18 protein-coding genes are annotated in these 16,841 nt (G+C 44.6%); 5 read left to right on the top strand and 13 right to left on the bottom strand.

Features of this window, described 5'->3' with window-relative positions:
• The first annotated feature begins 75 nt into the window (after window positions 1–75).
• Together AB4027_RS05220 and AB4027_RS05215 are read left to right on the top strand one after the other, a co-directional pair.
• Window positions 76–555, top strand: a complete 480-nt coding sequence (locus AB4027_RS05220) for a YaiI/YqxD family protein (RefSeq protein WP_368646283.1) — start codon at window positions 76–78, stop codon at window positions 553–555.
• 6 nt (window positions 556–561) lie between these two features.
• On the top strand, window positions 562–1,398 hold the full coding sequence (locus tag AB4027_RS05215; RefSeq protein ID WP_368646282.1) for a DUF72 domain-containing protein: 837 nt from the start codon (window positions 562–564) through the stop codon (window positions 1,396–1,398).
• Window positions 1,399–2,164: 766 nt separating this feature from the next.
• On the opposite strand, the gene AB4027_RS05210 is transcribed toward AB4027_RS05215, so the two are convergent.
• On the bottom strand, window positions 2,165–3,127 hold the full coding sequence (locus tag AB4027_RS05210) for an aminopeptidase (RefSeq protein ID WP_368646281.1): 963 nt from the start codon (window positions 3,125–3,127) through the stop codon (window positions 2,165–2,167).
• Window positions 3,128–3,293: 166 nt separating this feature from the next.
• On the opposite strand from AB4027_RS05210, the gene AB4027_RS05205 reads away from it, so the two are divergent.
• On the top strand, window positions 3,294–4,322 hold the full coding sequence (locus tag AB4027_RS05205; protein ID WP_368646280.1) for a zinc-binding alcohol dehydrogenase family protein: 1,029 nt from the start codon (window positions 3,294–3,296) through the stop codon (window positions 4,320–4,322).
• A gap of 277 nt (window positions 4,323–4,599) precedes the next feature.
• On the opposite strand, the gene AB4027_RS05200 is transcribed toward AB4027_RS05205, so the two are convergent.
• The 8 genes from AB4027_RS05200 to AB4027_RS05165 all read right to left on the bottom strand — a co-directional run bounded on the left by AB4027_RS05200 (window position 4,600) and on the right by AB4027_RS05165 (window position 11,858).
• Window positions 4,600–5,568, bottom strand: a complete 969-nt coding sequence (locus AB4027_RS05200) for a permease prefix domain 1-containing protein (RefSeq protein WP_368646279.1) — start codon at window positions 5,566–5,568, stop codon at window positions 4,600–4,602.
• On the bottom strand, window positions 5,565–5,897 hold the full coding sequence (locus AB4027_RS05195; protein WP_368646278.1) for a PadR family transcriptional regulator: 333 nt from the start codon (window positions 5,895–5,897) through the stop codon (window positions 5,565–5,567). Before AB4027_RS05195 ends, AB4027_RS05200 begins: the two co-directional genes overlap by 4 nt.
• A gap of 261 nt (window positions 5,898–6,158) precedes the next feature.
• Window positions 6,159–6,662: a hypothetical protein gene (locus tag AB4027_RS05190; protein ID WP_368646277.1), complete on the bottom strand. Its 504-nt coding sequence runs from the start codon at window positions 6,660–6,662 to the stop codon at window positions 6,159–6,161.
• A gap of 457 nt (window positions 6,663–7,119) precedes the next feature.
• A complete protein-coding gene (locus tag AB4027_RS05185) occupies window positions 7,120–8,715 on the bottom strand; it encodes an ABC transporter permease (RefSeq protein WP_368646276.1) in 1,596 nt (531 codons plus the stop codon).
• Window positions 8,716–9,615, bottom strand: coding sequence for an ATP-binding cassette domain-containing protein (locus AB4027_RS05180; RefSeq protein WP_368646275.1), 900 nt, complete (start codon window positions 9,613–9,615; stop codon window positions 8,716–8,718).
• Between the two features lie 38 nt (window positions 9,616–9,653).
• Window positions 9,654–10,514 (bottom strand): SDR family NAD(P)-dependent oxidoreductase, encoded by an 861-nt coding sequence (locus AB4027_RS05175; protein ID WP_368646274.1) that lies wholly within the window; start codon window positions 10,512–10,514, stop codon window positions 9,654–9,656.
• A gap of 3 nt (window positions 10,515–10,517) precedes the next feature.
• A complete protein-coding gene (locus tag AB4027_RS05170; RefSeq protein WP_368646273.1) occupies window positions 10,518–11,204 on the bottom strand; it encodes a TetR/AcrR family transcriptional regulator in 687 nt (228 codons plus the stop codon).
• Window positions 11,205–11,321: 117 nt separating this feature from the next.
• Window positions 11,322–11,858, bottom strand: a complete 537-nt coding sequence (locus AB4027_RS05165; protein WP_368646272.1) for an ABC transporter ATP-binding protein — start codon at window positions 11,856–11,858, stop codon at window positions 11,322–11,324.
• 381 nt (window positions 11,859–12,239) lie between these two features.
• Between AB4027_RS05165 and AB4027_RS05160 the strand changes: the two genes are divergently transcribed.
• Both AB4027_RS05160 and AB4027_RS05155 read left to right on the top strand, forming a co-directional pair.
• Window positions 12,240–13,112 carry a competence protein ComK gene (locus AB4027_RS05160; protein ID WP_368646271.1) on the top strand — a complete coding sequence of 291 codons (873 nt, stop codon included), beginning with the start codon at window positions 12,240–12,242 and terminating at the stop codon, window positions 13,110–13,112.
• Between the two features lie 192 nt (window positions 13,113–13,304).
• Entirely contained in the window at window positions 13,305–13,826 is a 522-nt protein-coding gene (locus AB4027_RS05155) for a hypothetical protein (RefSeq protein ID WP_368646270.1), read from the top strand.
• A gap of 68 nt (window positions 13,827–13,894) precedes the next feature.
• Here the strand turns inward: AB4027_RS05155 and AB4027_RS05150 are convergent, their stop codons facing one another.
• The 4 genes from AB4027_RS05150 to AB4027_RS05135 all read right to left on the bottom strand — a co-directional run bounded on the left by AB4027_RS05150 (window position 13,895) and on the right by AB4027_RS05135 (window position 16,643).
• Window positions 13,895–14,443 carry a cysteine hydrolase family protein gene (locus tag AB4027_RS05150; RefSeq protein WP_368646269.1) on the bottom strand — a complete coding sequence of 183 codons (549 nt, stop codon included), beginning with the start codon at window positions 14,441–14,443 and terminating at the stop codon, window positions 13,895–13,897.
• A gap of 18 nt (window positions 14,444–14,461) precedes the next feature.
• On the bottom strand, window positions 14,462–14,872 hold the full coding sequence (locus tag AB4027_RS05145) for a GtrA family protein (RefSeq protein WP_091487897.1): 411 nt from the start codon (window positions 14,870–14,872) through the stop codon (window positions 14,462–14,464).
• Between the two features lie 58 nt (window positions 14,873–14,930).
• Window positions 14,931–16,040 carry an NADH-dependent flavin oxidoreductase gene (locus AB4027_RS05140; protein ID WP_368646268.1) on the bottom strand — a complete coding sequence of 370 codons (1,110 nt, stop codon included), beginning with the start codon at window positions 16,038–16,040 and terminating at the stop codon, window positions 14,931–14,933.
• A gap of 117 nt (window positions 16,041–16,157) precedes the next feature.
• Complete coding sequence (locus AB4027_RS05135) at window positions 16,158–16,643, bottom strand: hypothetical protein (protein WP_091487894.1); 486 nt, start codon at window positions 16,641–16,643, stop codon at window positions 16,158–16,160.
• Window positions 16,644–16,841: the final 198 nt, after the last annotated feature.

The raw sequence follows: 16,841 nt of genomic DNA, 5'->3' as shown, positions 1-16,841 counted from the left end.
TTGTGTTCCTCCCTCCCTTTATTCATGTCTCAAATGTTTGGACTGTGTTAAACTGGTAAGAAAGAGAACGAAAGGATGATGACCGTGAAAATAATCATCGATGCCGATGCCTGCCCCACAAAAGAAGAGACCATTGCCCTGGCAAAGCAGTACGGTCTGGAAGTAGTACTGGTCGCCAGTATCGCCCACTTTTCAACAAGAGAAGTCCCCGATCACGTCAGACAGTTATGGGTCGAACGCGGCAGTGATCAGGCGGATTTCAAGATCGTCGCCATCGCCCAACCCAACGATATCGTCATTACACAAGATTACGGCCTGGCTTCCATGCTGCTGCCAAAAGGGTGCCGAGTCCTGCATCATGACGGGTATGAATACACTGACAGTATTATCCAGCAGCTTATCGATGGCCGGCATCTCTCAGCCAAAGAAAGACGGACGTCAAAACGCAGTCGCCGGGTCAAGTCCCTCCACCCCTTTGCTGATCAGACGCAAAAGGATTACGTGGACTTGCTGGAAACGGTTATCGAAGAAATTCAAAATCAGCGAAAGGATTAGAATGGAATGATCACAATAGGATTGACCGGCTGGAGCGACCATCCTCTCATCCAGCGCAGTACGAATAAAAAACTGATCGAATACGCCGGCCATTTCCCGATCGTGGAACTCGATACCAGTTTTTATGCCATCCCTAAAAGCGAGACGATCGAGAGCTGGATAGAAAAGACGCCCGATATCTTCCAGTTTTTTCCAAAAGCTTACGGTGTCATGACTCTACATAAACCGTATCATGAAGAGTTCACGACTATGGACGAAGCCTTTGCAGCCTATCTGGATGCCTTCCAGCCGATGCTTGAACAGAAAAAGATCAAAGCGTTTCTCTTTCAGTTCCCTCCTTACTTTGACTGTGTAAAAAAACACGTCAATTATCTCCGCTACGTTAAGAAGCAAATGAAGGAGCTGCCTGTCGCTGTCGAATTCCGGCATCCCAGCTGGTTCAGCGATACCAACAAAGAGCGGACGCTTGCCTTTTTGAAGGATCAGGGCTGGACGAATGTGGTGGTCGACCAGCCACAAACTCCGAATAATAGTGTGCCCCAGGTCCCTGAAGTCACCGCACCCTCTTTAAGCGTTCTGCGTCTCCACGGACGGAATTATGAAGGCTGGCTCGGTGAAAACGTGACCGACTGGCGTGCTGAACGGACGCTTTATCAGTATTCAGAGGATGAACTGAAGGCATTTGCAGATTTAGTGAAGCAGCTTGAGGTCAACGCCGAAGAAGTCTGTGTGATCTTCAATAACAATTCCGGCGGTCATGCGGCCCAGAACGCCAAAGAACTGCAGGACCTGCTGGGACTTGACTTTACTGGTCTTGCCCCCAAACAGCTCGACTTGTTTTAACTGTGTTTCTAAAGAGGGTCATACTCGCTGAATGGCGAGTATGGTCCCTTTTATATTTAAATGAGGAATGATCAGGCATCACGCCTGATCAGAACCTTATTAAAAAAGCTTATAGTGATTATATATTTAATTTTTAAGTTTCACGATTCGTTTAGCACATCTCGGAGTTGAGTTGGTCTGACGTATACTGAAGTTAGAGTCGTATCGACGTTCTCACAATCGACTCACCTTTGAGTTACCCCACGTAACTCCTATATCGGCATGCCCAAATCCTATTTCATTTGACTTGGCCGAGATCAGCCTTACATCGACGTGCTCACGATCGACTCGCCTCTGAGTTTACTTACATAGCCTCTACATCGGCATGCCCAAATCCTATTTCGTTTGACTTGGCCGATATCAGCCTCACATCAACATGCTCACGATCGATGCACCTCTGAGTTTACCGACATAGCCTCTACATCGGCATGCCCAAATCCTATTTCATTTGACTTGGCCGATATCAGCCTCACATCGACGTGATCAGTATCGACTAACCTTTGAGTTTACTGACGTAGCTCCTATATCGGCATGCCCAAATCATATTTCGTTTGACTTGGCCGATATCAGCCTCACATCGACGTGATCAGTATCGACTACTCTCTGAGTTTACCGACCTGGGATTACTTTCAAAAAATGCGCTAGATCCCCAGAACAGAGTCTTTCTAAAAGAATATAAAGAAAAAAGGCTAAGACAGATTGAGTCTTAGCCTTTCCTTTTATTTTATTAAACGGAAGGGAGATCCGGATTCAGAACTCGTCCTTTTTCCATGACTTTTTCACCGTCGATATAGAAGGTCGGTTCCTTGACCACACAGTCGATGTGTACACCGGCTTCTGTCACACCACCAAAAGGTTTATTTGAACCAAAGGCTATGTGGATCGTTCCGAATACTTTTTCATCTTCCAGTACGACTCCTGTGATACGGGCAGTCGGGTTTGTGCCGATCCCAAATTCGGCGATGGTTTTTCCGTCTTCCGTCCCAAGGAGCTCGAGCAGTTCTTTACCCTGACGGCCAGTCGCATCGACAAGTTTGCCGTTTTCAACAGTTAACGTCACCGGATGATCCACTTTACCAATCTGTGCGATCGATCCGTCAACAATGATTTTTCCGTTGGCTGAATCTTCAAGCGGTGCAATGAAAGCTTCGCCTGAAGGGACATTCCCGGCCTGTCCTTTTTCGCGGAATATACCGGTACTTGGGATCCCTTTACGGCCATTGATTGAAAAGGTCAGGACTTCTCCGTCTTTTTCGATCTTCACTTCACTGGAACGTTCCAGCAGGTCAGTAAAATAACCGGTCAGTTTCTGAACGGTATCCGGGTCGGCTTCGATCGCCCCTTTTTCCAGCATCGCTAAAGTGATCCCTGGCATCGTTCCGATACGTGTGCCGGTAGCCGCAGCTTCTTTCTTGGCACGGGTATGCGTCAGACTGGCTGTCGTCACACACAAGGCCACATCCGCATCCTTCATTGCCTGCGCGATCAGAGCCGGAGGTTCTTCACCAGATTTATATATCGCAGGAAACTGTGAAAAGACCGTTTCGTTCCCCTTGATACAGGCAGCTTCATAAAACGGTATGGCAACATCGCGCATGCGGTCATCGGTGATAATCACCACTTTTTCCTCTTTCTTTAAATCGAAATTATTCTCGAACACTTTCAGAGCGTTATCTATATAATTGGTCATGATTCTTCTCCTCTTCTATTAAACGTCTACATCTATCATATCGAAAAATGCCCCTATAAAACAATAAATAATTTTAAGCGAATCATTTCACACATTAAAATGATTCGTAGTTGTTGTTTAAAATCAGAACGTGTACACTTAAGAAAAGACTGAAAGGATGACAGATATGACTGAAAAAATGAATGCCTATGGCTTTTATGATCCTCAAAAAGAAAAAGATCTTCCTACATTTGAGAAGGTTGTTCTGGATAGACCGGAACCCAATAAACGTGAGATCCTTGTCGAAGTGAAAGCGGTAGGACTAAACCCCACGGATTTCGCGACATGGATGATGAAAAAGGAAACAGACGACTCCTTTACTATATTAGGACGGGATATTTCCGGAAAAGTCGTTGAGGTCGGTGAAGAAGTTAAACTGTTCAAAAAAGGGGATGACGTGTTTTACCCTGGTTCGAGTAATGTTCAAGGTGCACAGGCCGATTATCACCTCATCGATGAACGCATGGTAGCCCTTAAGCCGAAGAATCTGACCTATAGCGAAGCGGCAGCACTGCCTCTCACGTCCCTCACCTCTTATGAAGTGATGCATGACCGTCTGGATCTGTTTTCACTATCCGAAAATCCCAGTGACGTCACTTTGCTGATCGTTGGAGCAGCCGGTGGTGTAGGCTCAGTCGCCTGCCAGATCGCTTTAAATTACGGTTTCAATGTCATAGGCACGGCTTCCCGTGAAGAAAGCAGAAGTTACATCAAGGAATTGGGCGTTAAACACATCATCGACCATACACAACCATACAAAAATCAGCTCGAAGAATTGGGCATCAAGCAAGTGGACGCTGTTTTCCTCGCGGCCAAAGCTGATGAAAATATCCGCGAAGTCGGTAAAGTCATTGCGCCGCAGGGTCGTGTCTGTTCCCTTCTGCCGCTTCAGAATCCGTTGCCTGGAAGTTTCTTCGGAAAGAGTATCACGTTCAGTTATGAACTGATGTATACACGTTCCGTTTACGAAACACAGGACTGGATCAAGCAGCACGAATACCTGACCGAGCTGAAAAATCAGGTCGAGCAGGGATTTATCGTGTCTAATCTGGAAACACTGTTCAGCGAAATGAATGAAGAGACGATCAGAAAAGCTTATGAACAGTTGCAGACAGAACACACAATAGGCAAGATCGTACTGGCACATGACAGCTGAATACCCATTACTTCCAGACACACGAAAAGCCACTGAACGGTATCACTCCGTTCCGTGGCTTTTTTTTATCCAACTTATGCAAAGGAATGAACGTAAAGCAGCAGACAAAGAGACACATCAGGAAGCTTGCGAGCGAACAGCCCACATCCAGCAAAAGCGTTGTATGAAATGTGTCCTGAAAACGTTCGGTGCTGCAGAACGCAGAGACAATAAAGATAAAAAAGCGAGAAATATATGCTCCCGCTTTCTTTTGATCACGTCTATTTTAACAAATCATCTAGTTCTTGTCCCAGTTCCCCGCTAATGACTTGATCGTACTTTCCAAAGCCCCTGCCAGAACGAAAATGATCCACGACCACGCCCATGTCCCCTGAGTGAAACTGAAGACAAAATAGATGACCACGATGATAGGCCAGTAAATCTCGTCGATCATATAATCCACTTTCTTGTTTCGCTTATGTTTGACCGTTTCTTCTTCGATCACTTCCACAAATTTACCGTTCTGCTTGATGCTTTCATATGCACTCCATATATTGCCGCTATAGGTAAAGAAGATGATCCCGACACCGATAAGCAGCAGAGAAAAAGCAACTCCGACAAGGACCGGCAGTACAGAGGTCAACGCGCCGACCAGTATAGGGGTGATCGACATGATGCACAGCGACACCCCGGCTACGATACTGAAAATAAACGACCGCTTATAGTCTTTCTGTTCAGAGACGAACTGTTCTTTATCACCTGGGAGAATGATATAAGGCGAAGAAAAGCGTTCAAGTTCTCCTGCTTTCATTCCTTCAATAATAAACAGGCCGATGCCGATCACTGAAAAGCCGACTAGAAAGAGCAGACCGATATAAAGCGCCCCAGGCAGCACAGACTGGAAAGCCAGAAACAGCAACAGTCCGGCTATTCCTGTCAGACAGGCTAAAACGCCCAGTCCGATGTTCCATCCCATCTTTCCTTTTGCCTGAATATACTGCCTCAAGTCAGATTCACTCATCGTCTCATATTGTTTAGTGACCTGTTCATCAACGCGGTTTATTCCGAATTCTTCCAGCAGCTCATCGATGTCACCAAACTCAGCGATCACCGTGCCGATCGCTTCATGTTCGGATGCGCCGCTTTCTTTTAATGCCGTGTATTTATCCTCCAGATTCGCCAGGATATCCGCTTTTAATTGAGCTGTCTCTTCTGTCACCGGAACCCCTCTGAACATCTGCTCGATATATTCTCTGATCGTATTCATTTATTTTCCCCTCCAACTAATTTATCGACCACTTCTTTGGTGATGCGCCATTCCTGTCTTTTTTCCTTTAAATAGTTTCTTCCTTTTTCAGTTATAGAATAGTACGTCCGTTTTTTTCCCTGTGTAACAGTCCCGGGATAAGAGGTGATGTAGCCATTCTTTTTCAAGCGTGCAAAGGCGGAATACATCGTTGTTTCCTTGATGATATAGGCATCATCCGTGAGTTCCCTGATTTGTCTGGACAGGTCATACCCGTAGGAATCCCCTTTTGTTAATAAGGACAGGAGAAACGTATCATTATAGCCTCTGATGACATCACTGCTGATCACTGGTTCTCTCCTCCTTCTCATAGACTCTTGTCGTATGTAAACGTGTTTATTTTAACTCGGGACAAAAAGTACTTCATCTGTCGTTGTACTCAGTTTATCACTATCCTGCGAAAATTACTACACTTAACGTAGTAAACTTTAAAATTGCTTACTGCTGATCTTAAATAGGTGGGATTCGGCTGAGACCGAATCCAGACCTTATCAGATCTTGTCTTGCTGAGTATGTCATAGGGCATTGTGAGGAACGCCTCATTCGTGCTGCTAAATACCAGTTTTGATGCGAGTACGTCGAATGATCGCCTCATTGACATTGCTCAAACCATTTTCTGTGCGAGTACGTCGAATGATCGTCTCATTGACATTGCTCAAACTAGTTTCGAGGTGAGTACGTCGAATGATTGCCTCATTGGCATTGCTCAAATCCTTTTCTGTGCGAGTACGTCGAATGATCGCTTCATCGGCATTACTCAAATCTTTTTCGATGCGAGTACGTCGAATGATCGCTTCATTGGCATTGCTCAAATCTTTTTTGATGCGAGTACGTCGAATGATCGCTTCATTGGCATTGCTCAAATCTTTTTTGATGCGAGTACGTCGAATGATCGCCTCATTGGCATTACTCAAATCTTTTGCGATGCGAGTACGTCGAATGAACGTTTCATTAGCATTACTCAAATCTTTTGCGATGCGAGTACGTCGAATGAACGTTTCATTAGCATTACTCAAACTAGTTTCGAGGTGAGCAGGTCTATTGTAATGCTGCATTAAATATTCCGCGTCTAAAGTCTGTCTTATTCAGCAACTAGAAAGAACTGATCACTACCTACCTGTCGAAGTCGCTTGTCTTCGGTAAGTTAAGCAAGCATATCGAAACGTACTTACCGAACTTGGCAGGTGTTCGGTAGTTAGAAAGCCCTGATCTACTCGTACCTACCGAAGGGGATATCTATTCGGTAGGTTAAAAGTAGTGTTCAACATGTACCTACCGAAGTGCCTAAATATTCGGTAGGTTGAGAGACCTTTTCGCAATGTACGTGTCGAATAGGGGCAAGTTCGGTAAGTACTGTAAAAATCGCTCGCCGAACGTGTCGAAGTTAGTCACAAAATAATTTCCAATGCCTCTTTATAAGCAATCGGACAATCAATATTCAGAAAAAAACAGACGTTGAGCTGATCGCCCAACGTCTGTCCAATCATCTAAATCAGTTATCCAGTTTTCCAGTTAATATATGTCGCGTCGTCTGAATCCGATGAATCCGATCACCGATAGGACGATCGCTGCGCCGGTCAGTGACAAAAAGACCGTCCAGCTCCAGTCTTCGATCGGTATTTCCGGCACGTAGTGAAAAGCTGACAAGTTACTGAGCCATTCCGGGAAATCGAACAACTCACCGAAATACAGATTGATAAACACAAAGCCCAGATACAGCCAGGCCATAGAAGTCAGTTTTGGCAACCAGCCGACCAGCAGCGTGCCCAGACCGATCATCACGAATATGGCCGGAACATAACCCATACCTGCGAGCAGAACGTCGACGAAATCAACATCAAAGTCCATCGCCACCGCGGCGCCTCCAAAGGTAAGCGACGTCACCAGCTGCATGAAGACGGCAATGAGTGCACTCAGGATGAAGAAGGTGCCTAAAATGACATAGCGCGAATGGGTCCCGGCGATCAGTTTGTCCAGCCGTCCTTTCTTCTCTTCGCCATGCACGCGGTAAAGAAACTGTACTGCAGGAATCGAAGAGATGATTCCTAAAACACCAAGGATCATAGCCATGAACTGTTCGGACATACTAATGCCTTCCTGACCGGCGATGATCTCACTGACGACTTCATTCCCTTCCAGCAGACTATCCACGTCACCGATCACCGAGCCGTAAGAAATCCCCAGCAAGGCCATCGATGCTGTCCAGACGATCAGCGGCGTTTTGATGAGGTCAAAGACGAAGCCAACAGGGTTTTTTAAGAAGGCAGAAGCGTGACGTTTTCCGTCCCTGTCCGGCAGCAGTCCTGAGCCCATGTCGCGTTTCTGTTTCAAATATAAAGCTAAAACGATCAACAGCAGGCTGATGCCTAGGCTGATAAATACCGGATACCAGTAGTTGTTGACGAACGGTTCAGTGTTATAGAGCAGCCCTAGTGGTGAGAACCAGCTGAGAAACGGCATGCTGCCGTCACCGATGATCCGGATGACGTACGATATACCCAAGACGCCAAAGGCCAGCATCATGACTCCTCTTGCATTGGACGATAGCTGAGCGGTAACCAGCGTCACAGCCCCGAAGAAAATCCCGAGACTGGCATAAATCGTTCCAGTGAGAAGCGCTCCTTCCACCGTCATGCTGCTGTCTCCAAAAGTGAGTAGAACACCCGCCGAAATGATCAGAACGAGGATATTCGTGGTGACCAGCAATAGAATAGCTGCTGTTGTGTGCGCCACTCTTCCCGTGGGTTGAGCCTGGATCAGTTCGAGGATACCGTCCTCTTCTTCAGATCGGGTATTTCTGACGACCAGTAATATCGACATAATAGCTAATAATACAAAGGTCATGATCGTCATCATATGCGTATACATCGCACCGATCGTATAATTGTTCTCACCCACAGCACGTCCAAACAATGCTTCCATCGCCGGGTTCTGCATCGCAAAAGCCATGGCTTCCCTCTCTGCTGGATCACCGTAGACTTCTACAAAGGCAAAGACACCTACAAAGACGAAAAAGGCAGCACCTAAGAGCCATAAAAAGATTTTCAACCAGTCTTTCTTTAAAGAAAAACGAAACAGCCGTCCCGTCTGCGCGAATGCTTGAGCCACTTAGACCCCTCCTCTCGTCGATTCATAATGACGCATGAACAGGTCTTCGAGTTTAGGAGGTGCACTCTCAAGTTTAGTGACGCGATACGGTTCGATATAGCTTAAAAATTCAGGCATCTTTTCACTGTCCAGCTGGAAAATGATTTCGCCTTTTTCACGCACGACATCGTGAGCAAAAGCCTGTTTTTCAAGCGCCGGTACGTCTTCTTCTGTTCTCAAGATGATCTGCGTCCGGGTCAAGTGTCTCAGTTCATCCAGAGAACCGGCTTCCACGATCTCGCCCTGGCGGATGATCGCAACGGTGTCACAGAGCTGTTCGACTTCTGACAAGATATGACTGGATAAAAGAACACTGGCGCCCCGCTTTTGTGCCTGGCGGGCTTGTTCCTGGAAGACACGCTCCTGCAGAGGATCCAGTCCGGCTGTCGGTTCATCAAAAATGTAGACATCGGCATCGGCCGCAAACGCTGCGATCAGCGCCACTTTCTGACGGTTCCCTTTTGAGTAGCTGCGGCATTTTTTCGTCGGGTCGAATTCAAAATGGCGGATCAGTTCTTCCTTGCGCTGCTTGTCCACTTTCTGTCCACGCATGCTGAGGAACAGATCAATGACTTCTCCGCCAGTCAGATTCGGCCATAAATTGACATCCCCGGGTACATAGGCGACACGTTTATGGATATCTACAGCCTCATCCCAGACATCTTTTCCAAAAATCGACGCGTCACCGCCGTCTGCTTTGATCAATCCAAGCAGTATTCTTATCGTCGTGGACTTGCCTGCCCCGTTCGGTCCGATAAAGCCGACGATTTCACCTTTAGTTACATCAAAACTTACATCCGACAAGGCTTGTGTTTTCCCGAAAGCCTTCTTCAGTCCTTTGATCTCGATCACTTTTTCCATTCGTCCATCACTCCTCCAGCTGATTCTTGCATCTTTTTTTAAATATACTTCAATGTCAGGTCCATGACCTGGCTGATATTATCCTTATCCTGGCTATACTTGGATGACGGGACTGTTTGCCTTTTTTCATCGAAGTATTTCCCCGACACAGTGTTCATTTCAGGCGAAAGGGCCAGATACGTATACGTTTCAGCCATCTCTTCCGGTGAAATCGAGAATCTGCTCTTCACTGCATACATACGTTTCATGATTGCTGACAGATCAGGATACCTGTCCAGATCGACTTTAACGTTCGTCACGCGTATGGCGTTGACTGTAATGGGTGTGTCCTTCAATTTATCAGCCAGCCAGTACGTGTACATGACTTGAGCCAGTTTCGACTGATAATAAGCTTTCTCCACGCTATACTTGCTCTCCCTGAGTTCAGGATCCTCCAGATCGACTTTTAAAAAAGGATGCATGACCAGTCCCTGAGACGACACAGTGAGTACGCGTCCCTGTTCGCTCCGCTTAAGTTCATCCATCAATAAGTCCGTCAGCAATACTGGGCCGATATGATTCGTTGCCCAGACCATTTCGACATCTTCTTTTGAAAACTTCGGCTTTTTTCTGCTGATATCGAAATCGGCGGCATTATGGATCAGGATATCCAGGACGGGATGTCTCAGTTTGACTGTCTCTGCGGCCTTTTTGATGGATGCCTGTGAACTCATATCGATGAGCAGCAATTCGACCTCTTCGCTGCCGCTCTTCGCTCTAATATCTTCCAGTGCCGTGCGGCCTCTTTCTTCATTCCGGCAGCCGATAATGACCGTGACTCCTGCCTCAACCAACTGGATCGCAGCTGCTTTACCGATACCTGAATTTCCACCTGTAATCAGACATACTTTCTTTTTCATGGGTCATTCACTCCCGTCTTCACTCAACGTCTTGAGGTTTTTTTCATCCTTAGAGTTTTTGTAATAGATTTTTTTCAGATGATCCAGATGTTCATAAAACTCATCATAGAAAGGCTTCAGGTTTTCATTCGTATAGTCCTGGAAATCTGCCTGTTTAAAACGCTGTTCCAGTTCGGTCCGGAAACCTTCGATCGTCCAGCGTATGAATTTAAGTGACGTTTCTTTAGGGATGTCTTCTCTGAATTTTGAAAAGTCGATATTTCGGGTCAGCAGACTGCCCCAGATTTCTTCAGCCTTCTGCCGCTTCTCAACGAGATCCTCCGGCAAAACATAGTTCTCCGAGTGCATCAGGATATGCGCCATAAAGCTGAGCGCCTGTTCGTAACGGGCATAGACTTGCCACTTCAATACACTCATTTCCTCTATACGATTGAAAAAATCCGTTTCATCAAAATCGATCCGACTCAAATATTCCCTGTAGGCAATCTCAAAAGCTTCGTTGATCAGATAATTAAAAAGTGTTTCTTTGTTGCCGAAATAATAGAACAGTGTCCCTTTACCTATGCCTGCATCTTTAGCTATCTGATTTGTCGACGCCTGTTTATAACCTTTTTCACTGAACTCTTTAAAAGCCGCATTCAGGATCCTTTCCTGTTTCTCCTTTTCCAGAGATTGAAAAGCATCATCCATAATCTCCCCCCTCGCTGATACATCTTCGACCAGTGCGGTCAGTTTACCTTAAAAAAAATCGACCACTCTGTTTATACGCTTACAGTACCATATCTGACCAGAGTGGTCAATCATCTTCTACCACCGGCGGATCATTTCAAGAATATAATTCCGTGACTGCGGATCGATCCCGACAGTCGGCTCATCCATGATCAGCACGCGCGGTTCATGCAGCAGCGTCACCCCGATATTGATGCGCCGCTTCATGCCCCCGGAATAAGTCTCGACCCGGTCCTTGCTTCTTTCGGTCAAACCGATCATATCCAGGACTTCTTTGATGCGCTTTTCTAACCTTGCACCCTTTAACCCGTAAATACGCCCGAAAAACTTCATATTCTCATACGCCGTCAGTTCCTCATACAAAGCGATCTCCTGGGGTACCACACCTAATACACGTCTTAATTCCTGCGGTTTATCCAGGACATCGACCCCGTTATATCGGACCTCGCCGGAAGTCGGCAGAAGCAACGTCGACATCATGGAAATCGTCGTGGACTTCCCGGCACCATTCGGACCGAGCAGACCAACAGATTCCCCTTCTTCCAAATACAGGCTGACATTGGAGACCGCTTCAAAGGACTTGAATTTTTTTGTCAATGCTTTCGTTTCCAGCATAAGTGACCCTTCTTTCCTGATCTATAGAGTAAGTATACAAAAAATCGAGACGGCTACCTACTGTTATTACTCCCTATTTTTCGGTTCGTCAAAGTGACCTAAGCCTTGGACGCACAACGATTTACGATAAGGAGAATCCCTATGTTCAATGACGGATCGACTAGTTTTATTTTTGGAAGAACTACCGTATGAACTTCGGAAAACAGAACTATCTTTTAATATAAGTAAATATAACTTTTTATCACCAACTTTTAATGCAAATAGACTGTAATCATCATTTAGTGAAACATGTGATATGATAAACTATTTCTATCGGTTAGTCGTCGCAGTCATTTGTAAGCGCTAACTTAATTTGAGATGTTCAATGAAGGAGTCCACGTTATGGTCCAGTTTCAAAAAGATGATGCAATCCATATTTATAAAGATTTAACGGCCTTTTATACAAATAGTCTTCTGCACGACGAATCTCCGCCATATGCCATACATAGCAACACTTATAAATCCAGACGCACGCTGGAAATCAATACAGAGACACTGACCCGTTCACTGAACGAAGCTATCGAGCAGTCTCAGCTGCTTATTTCAAGGCATTCCTTTTATATTTATGATTTATCGTCTAATACAGAAAGTGAATACAATACCCTTGTTTTCCAGTTGTCGGGTGAAATATTGAAATCCAAAGAAACCACATCTCAGATCATGAAAAGGTATTTTGATTATCGGGAAGTCGACTATGCCTTTATCAAACATTTCGGCAAAACTTTAGGCATAACTCAGCGGTGTCCCTATGTCGTTGGAGAAACCATGTTTGCACCGGATAAAGGCACGGCTAAGAATCATTCCAGCTGGATCGCTTTTCATCATGTCCTTTACTATGAAGAACGTGCATCCAGTCAGTTGACCTGCTTAAAAATCAGAGAGCTTCATGAACTGACTCTCCCCTTTCCAAGAAAGAAAGTGGATGATATGTTTATGAAAACATCCAGACTTTACCATACGACCAAGGCTCTATCGACAGATCTTCAGAACATGTTTGCTCCTTTTTATGAAGAAAACCGGTATGAGGATCTTAATATTGTAAAAAAAGAGCTGACCTCCCTGACTGCCGGTCAGACACCTCTTTCGCTGGTGAAAGTTTTTGACTATATGTCGTTACATAGAGCAAACGAGATACTGCAGACGGTTTTAGGCGAAGACAATCCCTATCTGGATGAGATAAAAGCACTGTTTCCTTATTCCATAATTTTTAAATAAATGAACCAGATCAAAGGATAAATGTTTTATTCCTTATTACTTCTTAACTAAAAGCTATCTCTGACGATAATAAGAGTAAGACATTATATTTGAAATCAGTTTCTATATTCGATAGGATAAAATAGCGGTAGTTTTACCTGTCGCTTCAACAAACGTTATTTTTCGTTATTTTTATTGAGAGGGGGATATGTCTTGAGCTTTTATGACCGATTAAAATACTTTGTGAAAAATCATTCCACTCAATCGATCGATTTTTTAGGCATGAATACGGTAAAAAGATCCAGTGATGTCTTATCTATTCAAAGCAAACATTATCTCCAGGCCAGCGAGTTGACTGCTGATCAGGAAACAATAGATAAAATAGTTAAAGTGATTATAAAAAAAGATAGAACGCATCGGTATTACATCGGAAAAAAAGATAACAATATAAAAGAAGCAAATAAGGAAATTTATAAGTATGAAAGTCTCTGTACGCATAACGTAACGATCACCCCGAATTCTGAAGGGAATTTTGATCTCTATTTAGAAGGGATCCCGCTGGGGCAGATACCGGAAAAGTTCAATCCGGATGTCAGACATTATCTGCAGACGACCATCTTAATGGCCTTTGCCTATGTAAAAGGTGGTCCCTATAAATATTACGATACAGAATCCCAGCGTGTTCAGGAAAAAAATGAACCGTTCGATTTAAGTATCTATATACAGTTCAGCTAAAAAAAGAGCCGCTGCTTTCTCCTGAATATCGGGATGAGAAAGCAGAGGTTCTTTTTTAACGTCTTTGACTAGATGACTTTAGCTCCGAGTGTTTCCTGGAAATGGCCAAGTGCCCACTCGTGACCCATCTGATTGAAACTGGCAACAGCATCTTTATGAACGACAATGGAGAAACCTTTATTATAAGCATCCACAGCGGTGTGCAGCACGCAAATATCAGTACACACACCGACAAGATGTACTTCAGTGATATCACGTTCTCTCAACTTCGTCTCCAGATCCGTGCCATGAAAAGCACTATAGCGCGTCTTGTCCGTATAGTAAACGGTTTTGGCCTCTTTTATTTCCTGATAATAGGCTTCCAGCTCGCCATAGAGATGGCGTCCTGCTGTTCCGTCAATATTGTGCGGCGGAAACAGGCCGGTTTCAGGATGATACGGATCATTTTCCGTATGCTTGTCTATCGTAAAGGCCACAAACTCTCCTGCTTCAAAAAATTCTTTTGTCAAGGCAAGCACTTTATCATGAACAGCCTGTCCCGGCTCCCCGCAAGTCAGCGCCCCTTCTTCAGCAACGAAATCGTTGGTGTAGTCAATGTTGATCAATGCTTTCTTCATGCATCTCTTCCTTTCCGGTTAGTGGTGATGTTTAAAAATGAGCTTTCGGCTTATGAGGTAGCTCGTGGAAGCAATGATAATCTCGACAATGATCTTTGCCCAGGTCGGATTCAAACTTATAAAACTGACCAGCACGAACAGACCAAGCATATTCAGCAATGATGCAGTGATCCTTACGGAAACGAACAGGCTAAATTCTCTGAATAGTTTCTTTCTAGATCGGGTTTTTGTTTTAAAAACGAAGCGTTTGTTTACGATATAGGAAAAGAGGATCGCTGTGATCACAGATACGGCGTTGGCTATCAGATACTGCCAGCCGACCCATTCATTCAACACATAAAAAACAGTGATAGCTATGACTGCCGTAGCCAGACCAAACAGGAAGTAATCGATAAACTGTTCAAACTTGATATACAGTTTTTTTATCATACATTCACATCCTTGAGGTCAGCTTTTCGAGCAAAATCTTAATCTTGCACTTAAATCCTTATCTTAAACGATCCGGCATCATGCCCTGCATGAATCCCCAGACACCATTTGTCAGAGCAAGAACATCCCGCTCTTCTTCTGCGACATTATATCTGATCATCTCTTCTTTTTCAGCCATTACTTTTGATACCCAGTTCGGGTCTGACAAGAGGACACGTCCTAAGGCAACAAACTCACTGTGTTTCAAGGCTGCTTCAGCATCTTCCCCTGTTCTGATATCTCCCACTGAAATAAACGGAATTCGCCCATCGATCTGTTCGTTAAGGTAAGCGACCATTGGTTTGTCCTGATAGGCATCCAGCTCAGATACCTGGCTGTAGTTTCTTAGCGAGACATGCAGATAGTCGAGTGGTTTCTGACACAGCTGCTCGACAAGATACAGTGTTTCATTGAAACGGATACCTGGTGTTTCGATCTCCTCTGGTGAGAACCGGTAGCCGACGATAAAGGGTTCTGTGGCCGCCTCGTCAACACCTGCAGTAACGGCATCCACCAGCTTGTCGATGAAGGTGAACCGTTTTTCCATACTGCCGCCCCACTGATCCGAGCGTCTGTTTGAGTGAGGTGAAAAGAACTGCTGAATAAGATACGTATTCGCACCGTGCAGTTCGACACCATCGAACCCAGCTTTGACTGCTCGAATGGCTGCTTCTTTATAGTCGTCAATGATCTGATAGATTTCTTTTTCTTCCAATTCTCTCGGTACTTCTGAATTAGGACGGAGCGCTTTGACAGAACTAGGCGCTACCGGCTGCAGCCCTTTAAGAACAGACGATTGAGTGATACGGCCACCATGATAAAGCTGCAGAAAAGCTTTTGTGCCGTTGACTTTGATGGAAGACGCTAGATCACTTAGACCGGCGATATGTTTGTCGTCATAGACACCGAGCTCCCCTTCCCAGCCTTTTCCGTTCTCAGACACATTTGCCGCCGCAGTGATCACAGCACCGACTTCTTTACTTCGCATATGATAATACCGTTTTTCGTCTTCTGTGATCACACCATCGTAAAAACTCATTTTAGTCGTCATCGGTGCCATCACGAAGCGATTTTTCAAAGTCAGTCCATTTTTAAACGTAAAGGACTGAGCATATTTTTTATTAGTCATCATTTTCCTCCTTCTTCTCTTCAGTTCCATTGTACCGATTGGTTAAATGAAAAACAATTTTTAAGCAAAAAAAACAGCCAGATGGGGGTATCCATCTGGCTGAGGTAAGGGAACACATTAAGAATGAGCAGCACGCAACTGCGGGTACATATCTTTAACATTTTTCATTGGATCGATCACAATATAAAGCGTTTCGTTCATGACTGCAGAAGTCTGGTGCGCATTGTCATGACCATCAGTGTCGAGAGCTTTATACGGGAAATAAATCGTGTCTTTTTCAACATCCATGCGTTTTTCGCCATTTTTGGTGTCACGATAGAGGATGTCCATTTTTTCGATATCCTGGAACTGTGTCACACGGGCAAACATACCGGCTTCCAGTCCGCCTTTATTGATATCATCGGAATTCACGTGATCTGCTTCTTTTAAAATTTCGATTTTCAGAGATTCGCAGGGATGGATTTCTTCAAATTCTCCATCGCCGATCCGACCGAAGCTCGTCGTTACCTGTTTGATCCATAAGTCACCGATTTGGTCGCGTTTAACAGTCCAAGTTTCGCCATTTCTAAATACAAAGCGTAAAGCACACATAATTTTTTTCATTTTTTATCTCTCCTAATTTGTTCTATGTGAATAGTTTAACAAATAATATTAGAAAAATAAAGCTTTATTTACTGATGTTATCATAATTTTTTATAAATATTGTGTTTGTGTGAACATGATGTTCATAAATAGTGATACGGTGCTTATTTTCTGAAAATAAGTTATCTAGATAGTCAGAAATTCATAGGATAATCTGCA

Origin of the sequence: Alkalibacterium putridalgicola (assembly GCF_040959045.1) — a bacterium.
GTDB lineage: Bacteria > Bacillota > Bacilli > Lactobacillales > Carnobacteriaceae_A > Alkalibacterium > Alkalibacterium putridalgicola.
The sequence above is the reverse complement of the archived record's forward strand: the minus strand, read 5'-3'. Positions and strand labels throughout refer to the sequence as shown.